General features: G+C 71.5%; 12 protein-coding genes and 4 tRNA genes. 6 read left to right on the forward strand and 10 right to left on the reverse strand.

Annotated elements, in window-relative coordinates:
- Positions 1–121 precede the first annotated feature (121 nt).
- Positions 122–763 carry a GTP cyclohydrolase II gene (gene ribA, locus ACIRPU_RS16455; protein ID WP_403867269.1) on the forward strand — a complete coding sequence of 214 codons (642 nt, stop codon included), beginning with the start codon at positions 122–124 and terminating at the stop codon, positions 761–763.
- Here ribA and ACIRPU_RS16460 read toward each other — a convergent pair.
- The 4 genes from ACIRPU_RS16460 to ACIRPU_RS16475 are packed head-to-tail and all read right to left on the reverse strand — an operon-like array spanning position 750 to position 3,981.
- The gene (locus ACIRPU_RS16460) at positions 750–1,505 is read right to left on the reverse strand and encodes an NUDIX domain-containing protein (RefSeq protein WP_403867272.1); all 756 of its coding nucleotides are present in this window, start codon (positions 1,503–1,505) and stop codon (positions 750–752) included. The genes ribA and ACIRPU_RS16460 overlap by 14 nt on opposite strands.
- On the reverse strand, positions 1,502–1,894 hold the full coding sequence (locus ACIRPU_RS16465) for a DUF4406 domain-containing protein (RefSeq protein ID WP_403867955.1): 393 nt from the start codon (positions 1,892–1,894) through the stop codon (positions 1,502–1,504). Before ACIRPU_RS16465 ends, ACIRPU_RS16460 begins: the two co-directional genes overlap by 4 nt.
- A gap of 31 nt (positions 1,895–1,925) precedes the next feature.
- Complete coding sequence (locus tag ACIRPU_RS16470; RefSeq protein WP_384125143.1) at positions 1,926–2,759, reverse strand: DeoR/GlpR family DNA-binding transcription regulator; 834 nt, start codon at positions 2,757–2,759, stop codon at positions 1,926–1,928.
- A 55-nt stretch (positions 2,760–2,814) separates the two neighbouring features.
- Positions 2,815–3,981, reverse strand: a complete 1,167-nt coding sequence (locus ACIRPU_RS16475; protein WP_403867275.1) for a N(5)-(carboxyethyl)ornithine synthase — start codon at positions 3,979–3,981, stop codon at positions 2,815–2,817.
- Between the two features lie 245 nt (positions 3,982–4,226).
- Between ACIRPU_RS16475 and ACIRPU_RS16480 the strand changes: the two genes are divergently transcribed.
- The gene (locus ACIRPU_RS16480) at positions 4,227–4,586 is read left to right on the forward strand and encodes a hypothetical protein (RefSeq protein ID WP_355703549.1); all 360 of its coding nucleotides are present in this window, start codon (positions 4,227–4,229) and stop codon (positions 4,584–4,586) included.
- Positions 4,587–4,712: 126 nt separating this feature from the next.
- Here ACIRPU_RS16480 and ACIRPU_RS16485 read toward each other — a convergent pair.
- The 6 genes from ACIRPU_RS16485 to ACIRPU_RS16510 all read right to left on the reverse strand — a co-directional run bounded on the left by ACIRPU_RS16485 (position 4,713) and on the right by ACIRPU_RS16510 (position 13,436).
- A tRNA-Lys gene (locus ACIRPU_RS16485) sits at positions 4,713–4,785 on the reverse strand.
- A 100-nt stretch (positions 4,786–4,885) separates the two neighbouring features.
- Positions 4,886–6,439, reverse strand: coding sequence for an amino acid permease (locus ACIRPU_RS16490; RefSeq protein WP_403867279.1), 1,554 nt, complete (start codon positions 6,437–6,439; stop codon positions 4,886–4,888).
- Between the two features lie 48 nt (positions 6,440–6,487).
- Entirely contained in the window at positions 6,488–9,556 is a 3,069-nt protein-coding gene (locus tag ACIRPU_RS16495) for an FG-GAP repeat domain-containing protein (protein WP_403867282.1), read from the reverse strand.
- Positions 9,557–9,776: 220 nt separating this feature from the next.
- Positions 9,777–12,071, reverse strand: a complete 2,295-nt coding sequence (locus ACIRPU_RS16500; protein WP_403867285.1) for a DEAD/DEAH box helicase — start codon at positions 12,069–12,071, stop codon at positions 9,777–9,779.
- Between the two features lie 378 nt (positions 12,072–12,449).
- The gene (locus tag ACIRPU_RS16505) at positions 12,450–12,989 is read right to left on the reverse strand and encodes a hypothetical protein (protein WP_403867288.1); all 540 of its coding nucleotides are present in this window, start codon (positions 12,987–12,989) and stop codon (positions 12,450–12,452) included.
- A gap of 96 nt (positions 12,990–13,085) precedes the next feature.
- Positions 13,086–13,436, reverse strand: coding sequence for a metallopeptidase family protein (locus tag ACIRPU_RS16510; protein ID WP_403867291.1), 351 nt, complete (start codon positions 13,434–13,436; stop codon positions 13,086–13,088).
- Between the two features lie 84 nt (positions 13,437–13,520).
- On the opposite strand from ACIRPU_RS16510, the gene ACIRPU_RS16515 reads away from it, so the two are divergent.
- The 4 genes from ACIRPU_RS16515 (at position 13,521) to ACIRPU_RS16530 (ending at position 15,483) form a co-directional block, all read left to right on the forward strand.
- A complete protein-coding gene (locus tag ACIRPU_RS16515; RefSeq protein ID WP_403867294.1) occupies positions 13,521–15,119 on the forward strand; it encodes a metallophosphoesterase in 1,599 nt (532 codons plus the stop codon).
- An 80-nt stretch (positions 15,120–15,199) separates the two neighbouring features.
- A tRNA-Glu gene (locus tag ACIRPU_RS16520) sits at positions 15,200–15,272 on the forward strand.
- Positions 15,273–15,310: 38 nt separating this feature from the next.
- Positions 15,311–15,385: transfer RNA gene (locus ACIRPU_RS16525), tRNA-Asp, on the forward strand.
- A 24-nt stretch (positions 15,386–15,409) separates the two neighbouring features.
- Positions 15,410–15,483: transfer RNA gene (locus ACIRPU_RS16530), tRNA-Phe, on the forward strand.
- Positions 15,484–15,515: the final 32 nt, after the last annotated feature.

Consider the following 15,515-nt stretch of genomic DNA (forward strand, 5'->3'; position numbering starts at 1 on the left):
AAGCAGTTGCTTCAAATTTAAAGCATGGGGTAGGGTCTCGATTCGTTGGATCTGCTTCAAATCTGAAGCACAAGTCGGCCCGGTGCCGCCTTGCCACCGTCCTCCGGACCCGGGAGACCGCATGCCCGACACCCCCGCCGCCACCCCGCGCGCCCGCGTCCGGGTACCGCTGCGCTTCCCCGACGGCTACTCCGTCGACGCCGAACTGGTCACCTTCCACGGCCTCGCCGACGGCCAGGAGCACATCGCCGTCGTCCTCGGCGAGCAGGCGCCCGGGGCCACCCCCCTGGTCCGGCTGCACTCCGAGTGCCTGACCGGTGACGTCTTCGGCTCCGCCCGCTGCGACTGCGGGCCCCAACTGCGCGAGGCGGTCGAGCGCATAGCCGCGACCGGCGGGGTCCTGCTCTACCTCCGCCAGGAGGGCCGCGGCATCGGCCTCTACAACAAGCTCGACGCGTACGCCCTCCAGGACCAGGGCCTGGACACCTACGAGGCGAACGCCGCGCTCGGCCTGCCCGAGGACGACCGCGACTACACGGCCGCCGCCCAGATGCTGCGCGCCCTGGGCATCACGAGCCTGGACCTGCTGTCCAACAACCCCGACAAGGCAGGCCAGTTGCGGGACCTGGGCATCGACGTCCACGACCGTGTCCCGACGGGCGTCTTCACGACCCCGCACAACGTCCGCTACCTGCGCGCGAAGGTCCTCCAGACGCAGCACACGCTGCCCCTGGCCGACCTCACCGGGCTCAGCGTGGGCTGACCCCCGGCGGCCCGAACGGGCCGTCCAGCGCGGCCCATTGGAGCAGCATGATGGTCTTCGCGTCGGCGATCGCGCCGGTGCGGACCAGGTCGAGGGCCTCGGCGAAGGGGAGTTCGACCACGGTGATGTCCTCGCCCTCGGCCGCCACGCCCGCCGTGTCGGCACCGGGGGCGGAGGCGTCGTAGGGGGCGGCGAAGAAGCTGAGGCGCTCGGTGACCGAACCGGGGCTCATGAACGCGTCGAAGACGTGCTCGACGTCGTGCACCGCCCGTCCGGTCTCCTCGGCCGCCTCGCGGCGGATCGCCTCGCGCGGGTCGTCGCCGTCGAGGAGCCCGGCCGCGGCCTCCAGCAGCATGCCGTCCGGATGTCCGTTGACGTACGCGGGCAGCCGGAACTGCCGGGTGAGCAGGACGGTACGGCGCTCGGGATCGTAGAGCAGGATCGTGGCGCCGTCGCCCCTGTCGTACGTCTCGCGCTGCTCGCGGCTCCAGTGGCCGTCGCTGTGCCGGTAGTCGAAGGTGGTGCGGCGCAGGACGGACCAGTCGCAGGCCAGGACCTCGACGTCGAGGACGCGGACCCGGTCGTTGCCGGTGAGGTCGCGTCCGTGGCGGTCGAGTCCGGTACGGCCACGGGGGTCCGGGACGTCGATGCCGGGGGTACCGGACCTGCCGGGAGCGGGCCGGGACGAGGCGTCGTGGGAGCCGGACACGGGGGCGGGCGAGGTGTCGACGTGGTCGGTCATCGGCGGCCTTCGAGGAGGGTGGCGGCGGCGTCGGCGGTGCGGGCGTCGGGGATGTCGGCGAGGTCGGTGTGGACCGGCTTGCCCTGGGCGCGGGCCCGCTCGGTCATGCGGTCCGCGCCCTGCGACGGACCGCCGATGCGCAGGACCGCGTCGCAACGGTCCAGCAGGCGTTCGGCGACCGGGTGGAAGAGTTCGTCGAAGAGCGGGTCGCCGGGGGCGGCGCCGCCCGCCACCTCCAGCAGGGGCAGCGCGAGAGCCTCGCCGGTGACGGGCAGATGCCCGGCGCGGAACAGGACGAGGGCGGCCTCGTTCATGTCCCTCACATGGGCCGCGAGCTTCGCGGGGTCGTCGCCGGTGCCCGAACGGTACGGGCCGGCGACCAGGATCATCAGCGGTTTCACGGGGTCTCCTGGGGCGGTTTCAGGCCAGCTGGGTCTCGACGCCCGCTTCACGCAGGGCGTCCAGGGTCTGCGGGCCGCCGGGATGGGTGGCGGGGTCCGCCGCGGCGGCGTCGGTGACGAAGGAGTGCACGGCGTCGAGCGGGGCGACCTGGCTGAAGGCGCGGACGCCCAGCTTGGTCGCGTCGGCGACGGCGACCGTACGGGCCGCCTGGCCGAGTCCCGCCTGCTTGACGGCCGCGTCCTCGAGGGAGAACTCCGACCAGCCGTGCACGGCGTGCACTCCGCCGATCGACATCACGAACACGTCGAAGGCCAGGGACTCCAGGGTGCGCAGGGCCAGCGGCCCGACCAGGGACCGCTCACCGGGGCGGGACCGGCCGCCGACGACCAGCAGGTCGATGCCGGGACGGTCGGCCAGCCGCAGGGCCGCCTGCAGACTGAGCACGGCGACGGTCAACGGGCCCCGCGCGGCGAGGTGTTCCGCCACGTGCACGGTCGTGGTGCCGGCGTCCAGCAGCACCCGTGACCCCGGCTCGACGAGTGCGGCGACGGCCGCGCCGAGCCGGTCCTTCGTCGCCGCCTGCCACGCCTGGCGGGCCTCGAAGCCCCCGCCCTCCTCACGCGGCCGCCCGGCGACGGCCCCGCCGTGCACCCGCCGCACCAGCCCCTGCCGCTCCAGCACGTCGAGGTCCCTGCGCACGGTCATCTCCGAGACCCCGAGCCGCTGAGCGAGCTCGGCGACGGAGACCCGCGTCTGCCCCTGGCCATGCCCTTGGTCCTGGCCGTGCCCCTGGTCCTGGCCGTGCCCCTGTACGAGGCGAAGGGTCAGGTCGAGACGGTCTGCGACATCCATGACCACATTTCTACCATGCCGATGTTCGAATGAACATCGACATGTTCACCCAGGCCTATGAGCTCAGCGGAGCCACCGGGACCTCGGGAACATGCGGATAGTCGGCCGACCGGTGCTGGAAGGAGAGGATCTTCGGGTTCTGGACGACGCCGTCCCGGATCTCGATGGCCTTGCTGACCGTGACGTCGGAGTCCCATGCCGCGGGGCCGCTCATGACCTTGCGCAGGTAGGGAAGGAGCGCCTCGCTGATCTCCCAGGTGGCGGAGTTCCACAGGTGGGACGGGCTGTGATCCACCGCGTAGTAGTGACAGCCGGACCCCACCTCGGGCATGGGATCGCCGAAGGTGGTCGGGCGGGCCCACGCGAAGCCCATGCCCTCGTCGCAGGCGACGTCGATGAAGAAGGTTCCCGGCTTGAACAGCGCGAGTTCCGGTTCGGTGACGAACATGAGCGGCGCGTCGGTGTCCTGGAGGACGCAGTTGACGATGATGTCGAACCCGGCCAGGTACTCCGCCAGCGGCACGGAACCGGCCGCGGTGACTGCCCGCAGGCGCGACGGATCGTCCTCCTGCTCCTCGAAGTGGGCCATCACGACCGAGGGCATCGGCGAGGCCACCGCCGCGGCGGCGCGCTGGGTGAGCACCGTGACGTCGGTGACCCCCATGGCGCCCAGACCGGTGACCGCTCCGCGCGCCGTGGCGCCGAAGCTGATGACCACCGCACGCAGGCGGCGGCCGTAGTGGCCGGTCTGCCCGCCGAGCTGGAGGGCGTGCAGCACCGAGCAGTAGCCGGCCAGCTCGTTGTTCTTGTGGAACACGTGGACGCTGAAGGCGCCCGTGGAGGTCCAGTGGTTCATGGCCTCCCAGGCGATCAGGGTCAGCCGCCGGTCGATGCCGGTCTGCGTCATCTTCTCGTCCTGCACGCAGTGCGGCCACCCCCACAGCACCTGACCCTCGCGCAGTTCGGCGATGTCGTCGTGCGTCGGCTTGGGCAGCAGCACGATGTCGCACTCGGCGATGAGTTCCTCGCGCGAGCGCAGGCCGGCCACGAGTGGTCGCAGCGCGTCGTCGGCGATGCCGAACCGTCGGCCGTAGCCCTGTTCGAGGAAGATCCGCGCGCGTACGTCCGGGGCGATCCGGTCGAGGTGGCGGGGGTGCAGCGGGAGGCGGAACTCGTTCTCCTTGCGGGAGGAGGCGAGTACTCCGAGGCTCATCAGGCTCATGTGGGGCGGCTCATTTCCGACCGGACACGATGTGTTCCGGCATTGCCGTTCCCCGAGGGCGACGCCGAAACGGATGACGGCGTGCGAGGTGCGCTCGGTATGGCCACCGTACTCCCGCCCCGATCGCGGAGCGCCCGCCGCTCATCTGAGCCCGAAGGTCCGCGGGGCCGGGGGGTCGGCAGGTCCCGCCCCCGGATGCGCCCCTGGGCCCGCCCAGGACGGGCTGTTGCATAGAATCCGATCTCATGCCGAAGCCTGACGAGCTGATCGTTGACATCGCCGCCCTTGTGGAGTCGGGGCAGAGCAATCAGATGCCTTTGACCGTGGTCACCGGTGGTGCTGTCATCACCGGTCGGCTGGCTCCCGAGTCCATGTGGAGGCAGCGGGTGTCGGAGGTGCTGACGAGCTCCGCCCAGCTGGGCGAGTTCTCCACCGTCTTCGACACCTCCGCGAAGAGGGACGGGCCGCCCACGCATCTGCACTTCCATGTCGCCCGGATTCTGCAGGGCACGGTGGGGATCCCGGAGACGGGCGGGATGTACCGCGTGGCGATCGAGGACGTCAGCGCCTGGACCATCGGCGACTTCAGCTACTCGGACCACTGACCTGCCGAACCGCCCGGACAGCCGCTCACGCACCGGGCCGGAACGAAAGCGGCGCCCGGGTCGACCGAAGTCGACCGGGCGCCGCACCCGCAGGTCGGAAGGGGGATGTCCCCCGCCTGCAACCGGTAGGCCCTGTGGGACTCGAACCCACAACCAATGGATTAAAAGTCCACTGCTCTGCCAATTGAGCTAAGGGCCCAGGCGATGTTGCCTCCCCGAGCATAGCCGGACGCGGCCGTGTCTCCGATCGGGTATCGGAGACACGGGCGCGCCGGTCGACGCGAAGCGATCGAGATCGGTCACTGCTCGGGCAGTTCGGCGGGCGCTCCCGCCCGTGACGCCTCGCGGGCGATGGTCCGTTCGTGCTCGGGGTTGAGGAACCAGTTCCGGGCGGAGACCTGCCACCACACCCCCGCGAAGCCCAGCACCACGAGGACCGCGACCGGGGCGTAGTTGAAGGTCTCCCAGGTGACCGGGGAGACCTGGGGCAGCATGAACAGGACGGTGATGACGGCCACCCACGCCACCGACACCACGCCGATCGCCTTCGACCAGCGGCCCAGGTGCCACGGTCCCCGCGCGAAGGCGTCGCCCTTGCGGATGCGCAGCAGGGTCGGGATGACGTACGCGATGTAGAGGCCGATGACGGCGATCGAGGTGACGGCCGCGTACGCCGTCACGTTGATCAGGTACGGCAGGCCCAGCAGCAGCGCCCCGCCGGCCGCCAGCCAGACCGCCGCGACGGGCGTGCGGGTGCGCGGGCTGACCGTGTGCCAGATACGCGAGTACGGCAGCGCGCCGTCCCTCGAGAAGGCGTAGATCATGCGGCTGTTGGCGGTCACCGACGCCATCCCGCAGAACAGCTGGGCGCCGATGACCACGAGCAGCAGCAGCTTGCCGGCGGTCGCGCCGAGCGCGTCGAGCAGGATCTGGGCGGGCGGCGCGCCGGTCGGGGAGGCGAGCGCGGCGTCGTAGGACTGGATGGCGTACGTGAAGCCGAGCAGCAGCACGAAGCCCGCGATCCACGAGGTCCAGATGGACCGCACGATGCCCTTGGGGCCGGCCGTCGAGGCGTCGTGCGTCTCCTCGGTCATGTGGGCGGAGGCGTCGTAGCCGGTGAAGGTGTACTGGGCCATCAGCAGGCCGAGCAGGACGACGTACACGCCGCTGCCCCAGCCGGTGTTGTTGACGAACTCGCCGAACACGAAGGACGTCGACTGGTGCTTGTCGGGGACGAAGGCCAGCGCCCCGACGATGACGCCCACGCCGAGGACGTGCCACCACACGCTCACGCTGTTGAGGAGGGCGACGATCCGCACCCCGAAGGTGTTCAGCAGGCCGTGCAGCACCAGGATCCCGGCGAAGAGCAGGACGGTCCGGCCGGGTGTCACCTCGAAGTCGAACTGGAGGTTCAGATAGGCGCCGAGGAAGGACGCGGCGCCGAAGTCGATGCCCGCCGTCACCGCCACCTGGCCCAGCACGTTGAACCAGCCCGTGAACCAGGCCCAGGCCGCCGCCGATCGCGGGGGAGCCAGCCGGTGCGCCCAGAAGTACAGGCCCGCCGACGTCGGGTACGCCGAACAGATCTCGGCCATGGCCAGGCCGACGAACAGGGTCATCAGACCCACGGCGACCCAGCCCCAGACGATCACCGCCGGTCCGCCCGTGTTCATGCCGAACAGGTACAGCGTCAGGCAGCCCGACAGGACCGAGATGATCGTGAAGGAGACCGCGTAGTTGGAGAACGCCGACATGCGGCGGGCGAGGACCTGGGTGTAACCGAGTTGGGCCAGCCGCTCTTCGTCCGAGAGTTTCCCGGGGGCCGGCCGACCCGCTGTGCCGTCATCTGTCATGCCCCCAGCAATTCCCCTGCCGGGGGCGTGACACACGTCACAACTTGGCTAGAAAATGCCCTTGTAGTTCTGCCAGCCGGCGCCGATCTTGACCCGCGCCCCGAACGTGCCCGTCCCGGTGCCGGGCAGCCGGTACAGCCCGCCCGCGGTGTCCCGCACCACCAGGTCCGCCTTCCCGTCCCCGGTGATGTCCCCGGCCCCGGCGACCGCGTTGTACGAGGCCCCCCAGTTCGCGAACAGCTTGACCCTCGCCGTGAAGGTCCCCTTGCCGGTGCCGATGTAGCGGTACAGGTTGTTCGACTTGTCCTGGGCGATCAGGTCACCGACGCCGTCACCGTTGAGGTCACCGACGCCGATGATCTTCTTGTACGTCTTCCAGTCGTCGTAGAGCTTCACCGGCGCCGCCAGCTTCCCGGCCGCCGTCCCCTTGTAGAGGTAGACCCTGCCGGTCGACGGATTGCGGGCGATCAGGTCGGGCCGGCCGTCCTTGGTGACGTCACCCGGCGAGGTCAGGACGTCGAACTGGGTCCAGCCGCTGGTCCCGACCGTCGTGTACGGCGCCGCGGGCGACAGCGCGGCACCGCAGCCCGTCCGGTACAGCCGCAGCGCCCCGCTGCCGAGCCGCACGAGCACGTCGTTGCAGCGGTCGCCGCTCAGATCGCCGATCGGCACCGCCTTGATGTCCTTCGGCCATCCCGTGCCGCTGACCTGCCCGGAGAACGTGCCCTTTCCGGTGCCCTGTTGGTAGGTCAGGGTTCCCGGGCGGGGCACGGTGAACAGGTCGCCGACACCGTCCGGCTTCGTCCCCGTGCCCACGTAGTCGTGGAACACGGCAGCGCCGCGCACCGACCGGACCGTGCCGCGCACCGACAGCGGATCGCCGACGCCGTCCGCGGGCACGACCGAGAGCGTCCAGTCGTAGAAGCCGTTGGGCAGGACCGCCCCGGCCGTGATGCTGCTGCTCCACGGGACCCTCAGCTCGCCGCGCACGGCACCGCCGTCCGTGCCGCCGACCACCTTGCCGGTCGCCCTGTTGCGCACCGTCAGCTTCCAGCTCGCGGCCGGCTTGGAGAGCAGCACGTCGGTGAGCGAGGTCGAGGTGGGAGAGACCTCCGTGACGCTGCGGGCCGCGTCCAGCAGGCTCAGCGGCTGCTGCGGCACGCCGGACGGGACCAGGTGGACGCGCTCCTGTCCGTCGACGTAGGCGACGTTCCCACCGGACTCGTCGACCGTCCAGCGCACGTCCCGCTGCGAGGCGCCCGTGTCGGGCAGGTCGCCGATGACCCGGCCAAAGGGGGCGCCGTCCGAGACCGTCGTGAGCGTCAGCTTCCCGGCCCGCTTGTCGTGGGTGACGACGTACCCGTCGCCGAGCTCGGCCTCGTCGGCCGGCACCGGCACGGACCTCTTCGCCGTACGGTCGTAGACGCCCGCCCGGCCTTCGCACGTCCAGTACAGCCACCGGCCCAGCGCCTGGAGTTCGGTGGGCGTGCAGCCCGCGTCGGTGACGAGGGTCTCGGTGGTCTTCTTGGCCGTCAGGTCGTACGCGGTGACACTGCCCGGGGTCGCGCCGGTGGTCCACAGGGTGTCGCCGGAGAGGGCGGCCGGCCCGGAGGCGCGGGTGAGAGCGGGAGCGCCGTCGACGCTGTCGATCCGGTACACGTACTGCGCACCGGGTGCCGTGTAGAGCAGGTAGCGACCCGACACGTCGGTGATCCGTCCGTCCGCGGGCAGCCCGGGGCGGCCCCAGACATCGTCCGCGTCCGGCCCGTCGACCTCGATCGCGGGGGTGTCCCCGTCGCGCGCGAGCCAGGCGACGCGGCCGTCGGCCAGGCCCCGGACCTGGGCGCAGGCCGCGTCGGTGGCGGCGCAGGTGACGAGGGGGACGGTGGTGGCGAACGTGCTGCGCTCGCCGAACGAGGGGGTGCCGGACGGGGCGACGGTCCGTACCCGGACGGAACGCACACCGGTTCCGGAGTGATCCAGAACGACGAGCCGGCCCTGGTCGAGGGACAGCCCCTGGATCGTCAACGGCGGTTTGGGCAGGGCCTTGACCGGCGTGACGACCGGCGGCCCGCCGTCCGCGCCCGGGGTGAGGCGCTGGATGCCCCAGTCGTCGGTGCCGGTGCGGCCGATCTTCACCGCGGTGCCGCCGGGCCCCGCCGCGGTCCCGTAGGCCGAGGAAGGGAGCAGGGTCACCGGTTCGCCGCCGGTGAGGGGCTGCGCGGTCGTCGTGGCGGTCCCGTTGACCAGCCAGTCGCCGACGACGGCCAGGTCACGGGCCGCGTTCACCCCGTCGCTTACGCCCTTGAGCGCCACCTCGACGGGGGCTGCCGACAGGTCGCGCGGGAACACCAGGACCGTGGCCTTGTCCTGGGCGAAGACCACGACATGCCCACCGCCCAGGTTCGTGTTGCTGTACCCGGTGGGGATCGGACCGCTCCAGCCGCGCACCTCACCGGACGCACGGTCCACGGCGACCAGGCCCATCCGCCCGTCCACGGAGCCACGCAGATACACCGTCTGTTCGTCCGCTCCCGCCCCCAGCCCGAGGACGAGACCGGCCGGTCCGCCCGTGACCGTTCGGTCCGCGGTGGTGCCGTCGGGCCCCGGCGTCAGCAGATGCATGACCCGGGTGGTCCCGCCGTCCTCGCCGATCACGTTCTTGAAGGCCACCGTCAGGTGGTCGTAGGACGTGAGGTAGCCCAGCCCGGCCGGGACCTGGAGGCTCTGGGTGGAGCCGTCGGCCGCGTCCCAGAAGTCGACCCGGCCGTCGGCGTGCTTGTACGCCAGGACGTCGGTGCCGGTCGGCATGCCCACCGTGCCCGCGGGCGCCGTCGGCACACTCACCGACTCGCCGTCCGCGTAGCGCGTCCACAGCGCGCCCTTGGTGCCCTCCAGGCTGTGGAAGACCCCCTGTGCCCCGGCCGCGTCGTGGCTGCCGTGGGTCGACGACGACACGAAAGTCGCCGACGTGTACGAAGCCCGCAAGGACGCCGGCACCACCGTCTCCCCCGGGCCGTCGGCGACCGCCGTCGACGGCAGCAGCGGGGTCAGGCCGGCCGCCAGGACGGCGGAGGCGGCGACGAGACGCAGACGTGCGGAGCCATGACGAGTCAAGAAGGTCCCTCCCCGGGAACGGAGACGGACGGGACCGGACGCCTCTCGGCTTCCACGGTCCCCGGCCCCCCGGCCTTCACATCCGTCTCACAAGTCGGCTGATCCTACAGTCGCCCCACAGCCCGGGGGAAAGGGGTTACTGGTCACCAGGAGACGCGAAAACGCCGTGGCCCCCACCGAGTTCGGTGGGGGCCACGGCGTTCACTCAGATGAGTCGACGTCAGCCGTTGCGCTTCCAGCGCGGCTTGTCGTCGCGGCGGCCGGTCGAGCCGGTACCGGTACCGGTGCCGGTGCCGCGGTGGTCGTCACGACGGCCGTAGGGGCGGTCGTGGCTGCCGGAGCGGAAGCCGCCGCCGGAGGGGCGGTTGTCCTGACGGTCACGGTTGAACGGACGGTCGCTGCCCCGGTGGGTGGACGGACGCTCGTCACGACGGTCGCGGTTGAAGCCGCCCGACGGACGGTCGTCACGACGGAAGCCGCCGGAGGGACGCTCGTCACGACGGTCGCGGTTGAAGCCGCCCGACGGACGGTCGTCACGGCGGAAGCCGCCGGAGGGACGCTCGTCACGACGGTCGTCACGGCGGTCGTCGCGACGGTCGCGGTTGAAGCCGCCCGCGGGACGCTCGTCACGACGCTCGAAGGAACGGCCGCCACGGTCGTCACGGCCGGCGCCGCCACGGTCGTCACGACGGTCGCGGTTGAAGCCACCGCGGTCGTCACGACGCTCGAAGGAACGGCCACCACGGTCGTCACGGCCGGCGCCACCGCGGTCGTCACGACGGAACCCGCCACGCTCGCCGTCACGACGGTCACGGCTGAAGCCGCCACGGTCGTTGTCGCGGCGCTCGAAGGAGCGGCCGCCACGGTCGTCACGGCGCTCGTAGTTGCCCCGCTCGTCACGACGCTGACGCGGCTGCTCGTACGCGGGACGCTCGGCGGGCTGCTCGGAGACCACGGCCTCGGCCGGCGCCTCCACCGCGGCGTTCTGCTCCACGACCGCCTCGGCGGCCGCGACGACGGCCGCCTCCGGGTCCTCGCCGCGCTCACGCGCCACGCGGGCCACCAGACGGTCGGCGTCCTCGCGCAGCTCGGTCGCGCGTCGCTGCGCACGCTCCAGCTCCTTGGTGAGCTGGGAGACCTCACGCTCGGCCTGCTGCGCCGCGTTGCCCGCGGACTCGGCCTGGACCTCCGTCATGGAGCGGGCGCCGGTGATCTCGGCGACCTCCGGCTCGAAGGCGGCGCCGCCCTGGATGATGTGACGCCCGGCGTCGACGCCCGCGTCCTCCATCAGACGGAAGATCTGACGGCGCTGGTGCGGCAGCGAGAGGGAGACGACCGTGCCGGTACGGCCGGCCCGGGCGGTGCGGCCCGCGCGGTGCAGGTAGTCCTTGTGGTCGCCGGCCGGGTCCACGTTGAGCACCAGGTCGATGCCGTCGACGTGGATGCCGCGGGCGGCGACGTCGGTCGCGACGAGCGCGTTGACGTAACCGTCCTTGAAGTCGGCCAGCGTGCGGGTCCGCGCGCCCTGGGTCATGCCGCCGTGCAGCGCGTCCGCCTTCACACCGGAGTCGCGCAGCTGCTCGGCGATACGGTCGGCGCCGAGCTGGGTGCGGACGAAGATGATCGTGCGGCCCTTGCGGGAGGCGATCGCGGCGGTGACCGGCGCCTTGTCCTTGGGCTTCACGATCAGGATGTGGTGCGACATGGTCGTGACGTTGCCCTGGGCGCTGTCGACCTCGTGCGTGACGGGGTTGCTCAGGTAGCGCTTGACCAGCGTGGAGATCTCGTTCTCCATCGTGGCCGAGAACAGCATGCGCTGGCCGCCGCCGGGGATCTGGTCGAGCAGCTCGGTGACCTCGGGCAGGAAGCCCAGGTCGGACATCTGGTCGGCCTCGTCGAGGACGGCGACCTGGACGTTCTCGAGCGAGCAGGCGCCACGGTTGATGAGGTCGCGCAGACGGCCCGGGGTGGCGACGAGGACATCGACGCCGCGCTCCAGGGCGTACATCTGGTTGCTCATCGACGTACCGCCGCAGACGACCTTCATCTTCAGGCCGAGCACGTCGCCGTACGGCTGAAGCGCGTCCGCGACCTGCATCGCGAGCTCACGCGTCGGCGTGAGGATGATGCCGCGGGGCTTCTTCTTGTCGGTGTGGCCGCCGGACAGCGACGCCAGCAGCGGCAGACCGAACGAGAGGGTCTTGCCGGAGCCGGTGCGGCCGCGGCCGAGGATGTCCTTGCCTGCCAGGGCGTCCGGGATGGTCGCGGCCTGGATCGGGAAGGGGCTGGTCACACCGTTCTGTGCGAGCTTGCGCACGACGCCCTCGGGGAGCCCGAGGTCGGTGAAGGTGAGTTCGGGGGTCTTGGGGGCCTCGGGCGTCTCGACGATGGCCTCTACGGCCTCGGCGACGGCCTCTGCGGTCCCGGCGGTCTCCGCGACCTCGATGACCGCGAGGTTGATCGGCTCGTCGTTGTTCTCGGACACGACGGAGTGATCAGTACTGAAAATGGACATGCGAATGCGAAACCTTCCGGAGTCTCAAGTCGGCACGCGCCCGTCAACTCCGTGTTCGCATTGCACTACGACCGCCTCTATGCGGTCAGCCACGGCAAGGGAGAGTACGCGCCACACGGCGCGCTCTGCGGTGGCGCCGGGCAAATGGGATCAAACGATCTACCACTATAAGCACCCTGACCACCGAAGGCAAACCGAGTCCCATCACCGCAGCTCAGCGGCCATCTCGGACCCGAGCCGAAGAGCCCGAACCGAGGGACCCGAGCCGAGGGACCGGCCTCGTGCCGGACGGCCCGCCCGGGACGGCGCACCCGCTCTGTGGGACAGAACACCCGCACGGTGGAACAGAACACCAGCACGGTGAACAGAACACCAGCGCTAGGCGGGCGAGCCCGCCTCCGGCGCCGGCTCCCGGTCCCCCAGCTGCGCCGCCGGCCCTCCGTCGCCCTCGTGCGCCGAGGACGACGGCTCGGCGACCGTCGGCTCCGGTGTGGGCGACGGCGGCTCCGGCGTGGGCGCGGGCGGCTCCGGGTTCGGTGAGCGCGTGGGCGCGGGCGGCTGCGCCCCGGTGGGCGTCGGCGCCCCCGGCTGCTCGCTCTTCCCCGGCCGCGCCGCCCCCGCCGAGGCCGGCGCGCTCCGGCCCGCCGACGGCTGGGCCGAGGCCGACGCCGAGGCGCCCGCCCTGCCCTTGCCACCCTTGCCGTGCCCGTGCTTGCCGTCGCCGCCCGCCGCACCCATCCCGAAGCCGCCCCCCGCGCCCGCCGAGCCCCCGTCCGGGGCATCACCGCCCCGCCGGCCCGCCGAGTGCGACGGCTCGGACCGACCGCCCTCCTCGTGCCCCACGCTCATACAGCCGGCGGCCGCGGCGACGGCCAGGACCGTCGCGGCCAGACGAACGGGTACGTACAAGGGGCGCACGGGGCCACCTCCGGGGCAGACACAGGGAGTCGACGTGTCCAACTCCCGGCGCCCGCAAGAAGACACGCGCCGACGCGCGCCCCTCTGCCGTACGGCTCAGCCGTAGCCGAGGGCGTGCAGCCGCGTGTCGTCGATGCCGAAGTGGTGGGCGATCTCGTGCACCACCGTGACCTCCGTCTCCGCGACGACCTCCTCCCGCGTCGCGCACATCCGCAGCGTTGGCCCCCGGTAGATCGTGATCCGGTCCGGCAGCACGCCGGCGTACCACTCCCCGCGGTCCGTCAGCGGAGTCCCCTCGTAGAGCCCGAGCAGCTCGGGATCGTCCGCCGCCGGCTCGTCCTCGACGAACACCGCGACGTTGTCCATCAGCCGCGTCAACTCCGGCGGAATCCGGTCCAGCGCCTCGGCGACCAGTTCCTCGAACTCCTCACGCGTCATCTCCAGCACAGGCCCATTGTCCGGTAAGACGCGGTCGGGGGGAGGTCGTGAACCGTCCGCATACGAACGTCCGGACCGGGGCATAGGGCACCAATGGTCCGCGCCCGTCTCCCCACCGCAGTCCTGAAGCGTCCCAAGCCCGCCGGGCGCGGGAACCCGGTCCCCGAACTCGCCGCCCGACCCAATCCCTGGATCCGTGCTCTCGGCCTGACCGCCGTCGTCGTCATCGGCGCCTGGCTCGGCCTGCTGATCGTCGGGGACGTCCGCGTGTCCGTCGGCCCCATGAACACGACGATGACCCTGCGCCCGTCCGTCACCGGCGGCACGAAGATCAACATCTCCCCGCTCGGCGCGCTCAGCCTGGACAGCCACATCGCCCCGGTCCGCCTCGACGTGAACGTCGACCAGCTCGACCCCGAGCGCTCCCAGGCCCTCGTCGACCACCCCGAACGCCTCTCCGGCCTCCAGGACGAGGTCGCCCGCGACATCGAGCGCGGCACCCTCGACCTCGCGATCCGCTCCTGCGTCGCCGTGGTCACCGGCGCCACCGCGCTGGGCCTCGCCGTCTACCGGCGCCCACGCCGCGCCCTCGCCGCCGGCGGTCTCGCCCTCGCCCTGCTGGCCGCCTCGGGCGCGACCGCGTACGCCACCTGGAACCCCAAGTCGGTGCTGGAGCCGCGGTTCTCGGGCCTGCTGTCCTCCGCGCCCTCGCTCGTCGGCAACGCACGCAGCATCGTCACCGAGTTCGACGTCTACCAGCAGGAGCTCGCCCGCCTGGTCACCAACGTGACCAAGCTCTACGACGTCACCTCCACGCTCCCCGCCTTCCAGCCGGACCCGACCACGGTCCGCGTCCTGCACGTCTCCGACATCCACCTGAACCCCGCGAGCTGGAAGATCATCGCCTCGCTCGTGGAGCAGTACAAGGTCAACGTGATCGTCGACTCCGGCGACACGATGGACCACGGCTCGGCGGCGGAGAACGGCTTCCTGGACCCCATCGCCACGCTGGGCGCGCCGTACGTCTGGGTCAGGGGCAACCACGACTCGCTCGTCACCCAGCGCTACCTGGAGGGCATGAAGAACGTGCACGTCCTGGACGACGGCCGCGCGGTCACCCTCGCCGGGCTGCGCTTCGCGGGCATCGGCGACCCCCAGTTCACCCCCGACCGCTCCGCCGCGGCCGGCGCCGAGGAGTCCCAGGAGACGGCCGGCGCCCGGCTCGCCGGGGCCCTGCGCGCCCAGCGGGAGGCCGGCACCCCGGCGGACGTGGCCATCGCCCATGAGCCCTCCGCCGCCCGGGGCACGGACGGCGAGGTGCCCCTCGTGCTGGCCGGCCATCTCCACCACGAGGACATGGAGGTCATGAAGAAGGGCACGCGGCTGCGCGTCGAGGGCTCGACCGGCGGCAGCGGCCTGCGGGCCGTGGAGGGCAAGTACCCGGACCCCATCGAGGCGTCGATCCTCTACTTCGACCGCGACACCCGCCGCCTCCAGGCCTGGGACGAGATCAAGCTCGGCGGCCTGGGCCTGACGACGGCCGAGGTCAGCCGCCACCTGCCGAAGGAGAACCTGCCGGGAGCCGTACCGTCCCCGAGCCCCTCCCCGACTCCCTCCCCCAGCCCGCCGCTCAGTCCCTCGCTCAGCCCGTCGGTCAGCCCGTCCGGGACTGCCTCCAGGACGGCCCCGTAAACCGTTTTGGCGATACCCCCCGCCATCCCATATGCTCATGACGTCCCCGACGCGCTGAGAAGCGCCCAGGCGGGCCGATAGCCCTCATCGTCTAGCGGCCTAGGACGCCGCCCTTTCAAGGCGGTAGCACGGGTTCGAATCCCGTTGGGGGCACGCAACACCGTGTGCGACACTGTCGTACACAACAGCTGGGTCCTGTGGAGCAGTTTGGAGTGCTCGCCACCCTGTCAAGGTGGAGGCCGCGGGTTCAAATCCCGTCAGGACCGCTGAGGTTTCCTCTGAAACCTCGTGGCTGGGTAGCTCAGTTGGTACGAGCGATCGCCTGAAAAGCGATAGGTCGCCGGTTCGACCCCGGCCCCAGCCACTGGAACGAAAACCCTCTCCGGGTGACCGGAG

The sequence above is a fragment of the Streptomyces sp. NPDC102259 genome (genome assembly GCF_044766465.1).
Lineage (GTDB): Bacteria > Actinomycetota > Actinomycetes > Streptomycetales > Streptomycetaceae > Streptomyces.

Coding starts and splice junctions, on each gene's coding strand:
- ribA (WP_403867269.1), top strand. CDS start 122: ATGCCCGACACCCCCGCCGCCACCCCGCGCGCCCGCGTCCGGGTACCG.
- ACIRPU_RS16460 (WP_403867272.1), bottom strand. CDS start 1,505: ATGACCGACCACGTCGACACCTCGCCCGCCCCCGTGTCCGGCTCCCAC.
- ACIRPU_RS16465 (WP_403867955.1), bottom strand. CDS start 1,894: ATGATCCTGGTCGCCGGCCCGTACCGTTCGGGCACCGGCGACGACCCC.
- ACIRPU_RS16470 (WP_384125143.1), bottom strand. CDS start 2,759: ATGGATGTCGCAGACCGTCTCGACCTGACCCTTCGCCTCGTACAGGGG.
- ACIRPU_RS16475 (WP_403867275.1), bottom strand. CDS start 3,981: ATGAGCCTGATGAGCCTCGGAGTACTCGCCTCCTCCCGCAAGGAGAAC.
- ACIRPU_RS16480 (WP_355703549.1), top strand. CDS start 4,227: ATGCCGAAGCCTGACGAGCTGATCGTTGACATCGCCGCCCTTGTGGAG.
- ACIRPU_RS16490 (WP_403867279.1), bottom strand. CDS start 6,439: ATGACAGATGACGGCACAGCGGGTCGGCCGGCCCCCGGGAAACTCTCG.
- ACIRPU_RS16500 (WP_403867285.1), bottom strand. CDS start 12,071: ATGTCCATTTTCAGTACTGATCACTCCGTCGTGTCCGAGAACAACGAC.
- ACIRPU_RS16515 (WP_403867294.1), top strand. CDS start 13,521: ATGGTCCGCGCCCGTCTCCCCACCGCAGTCCTGAAGCGTCCCAAGCCC.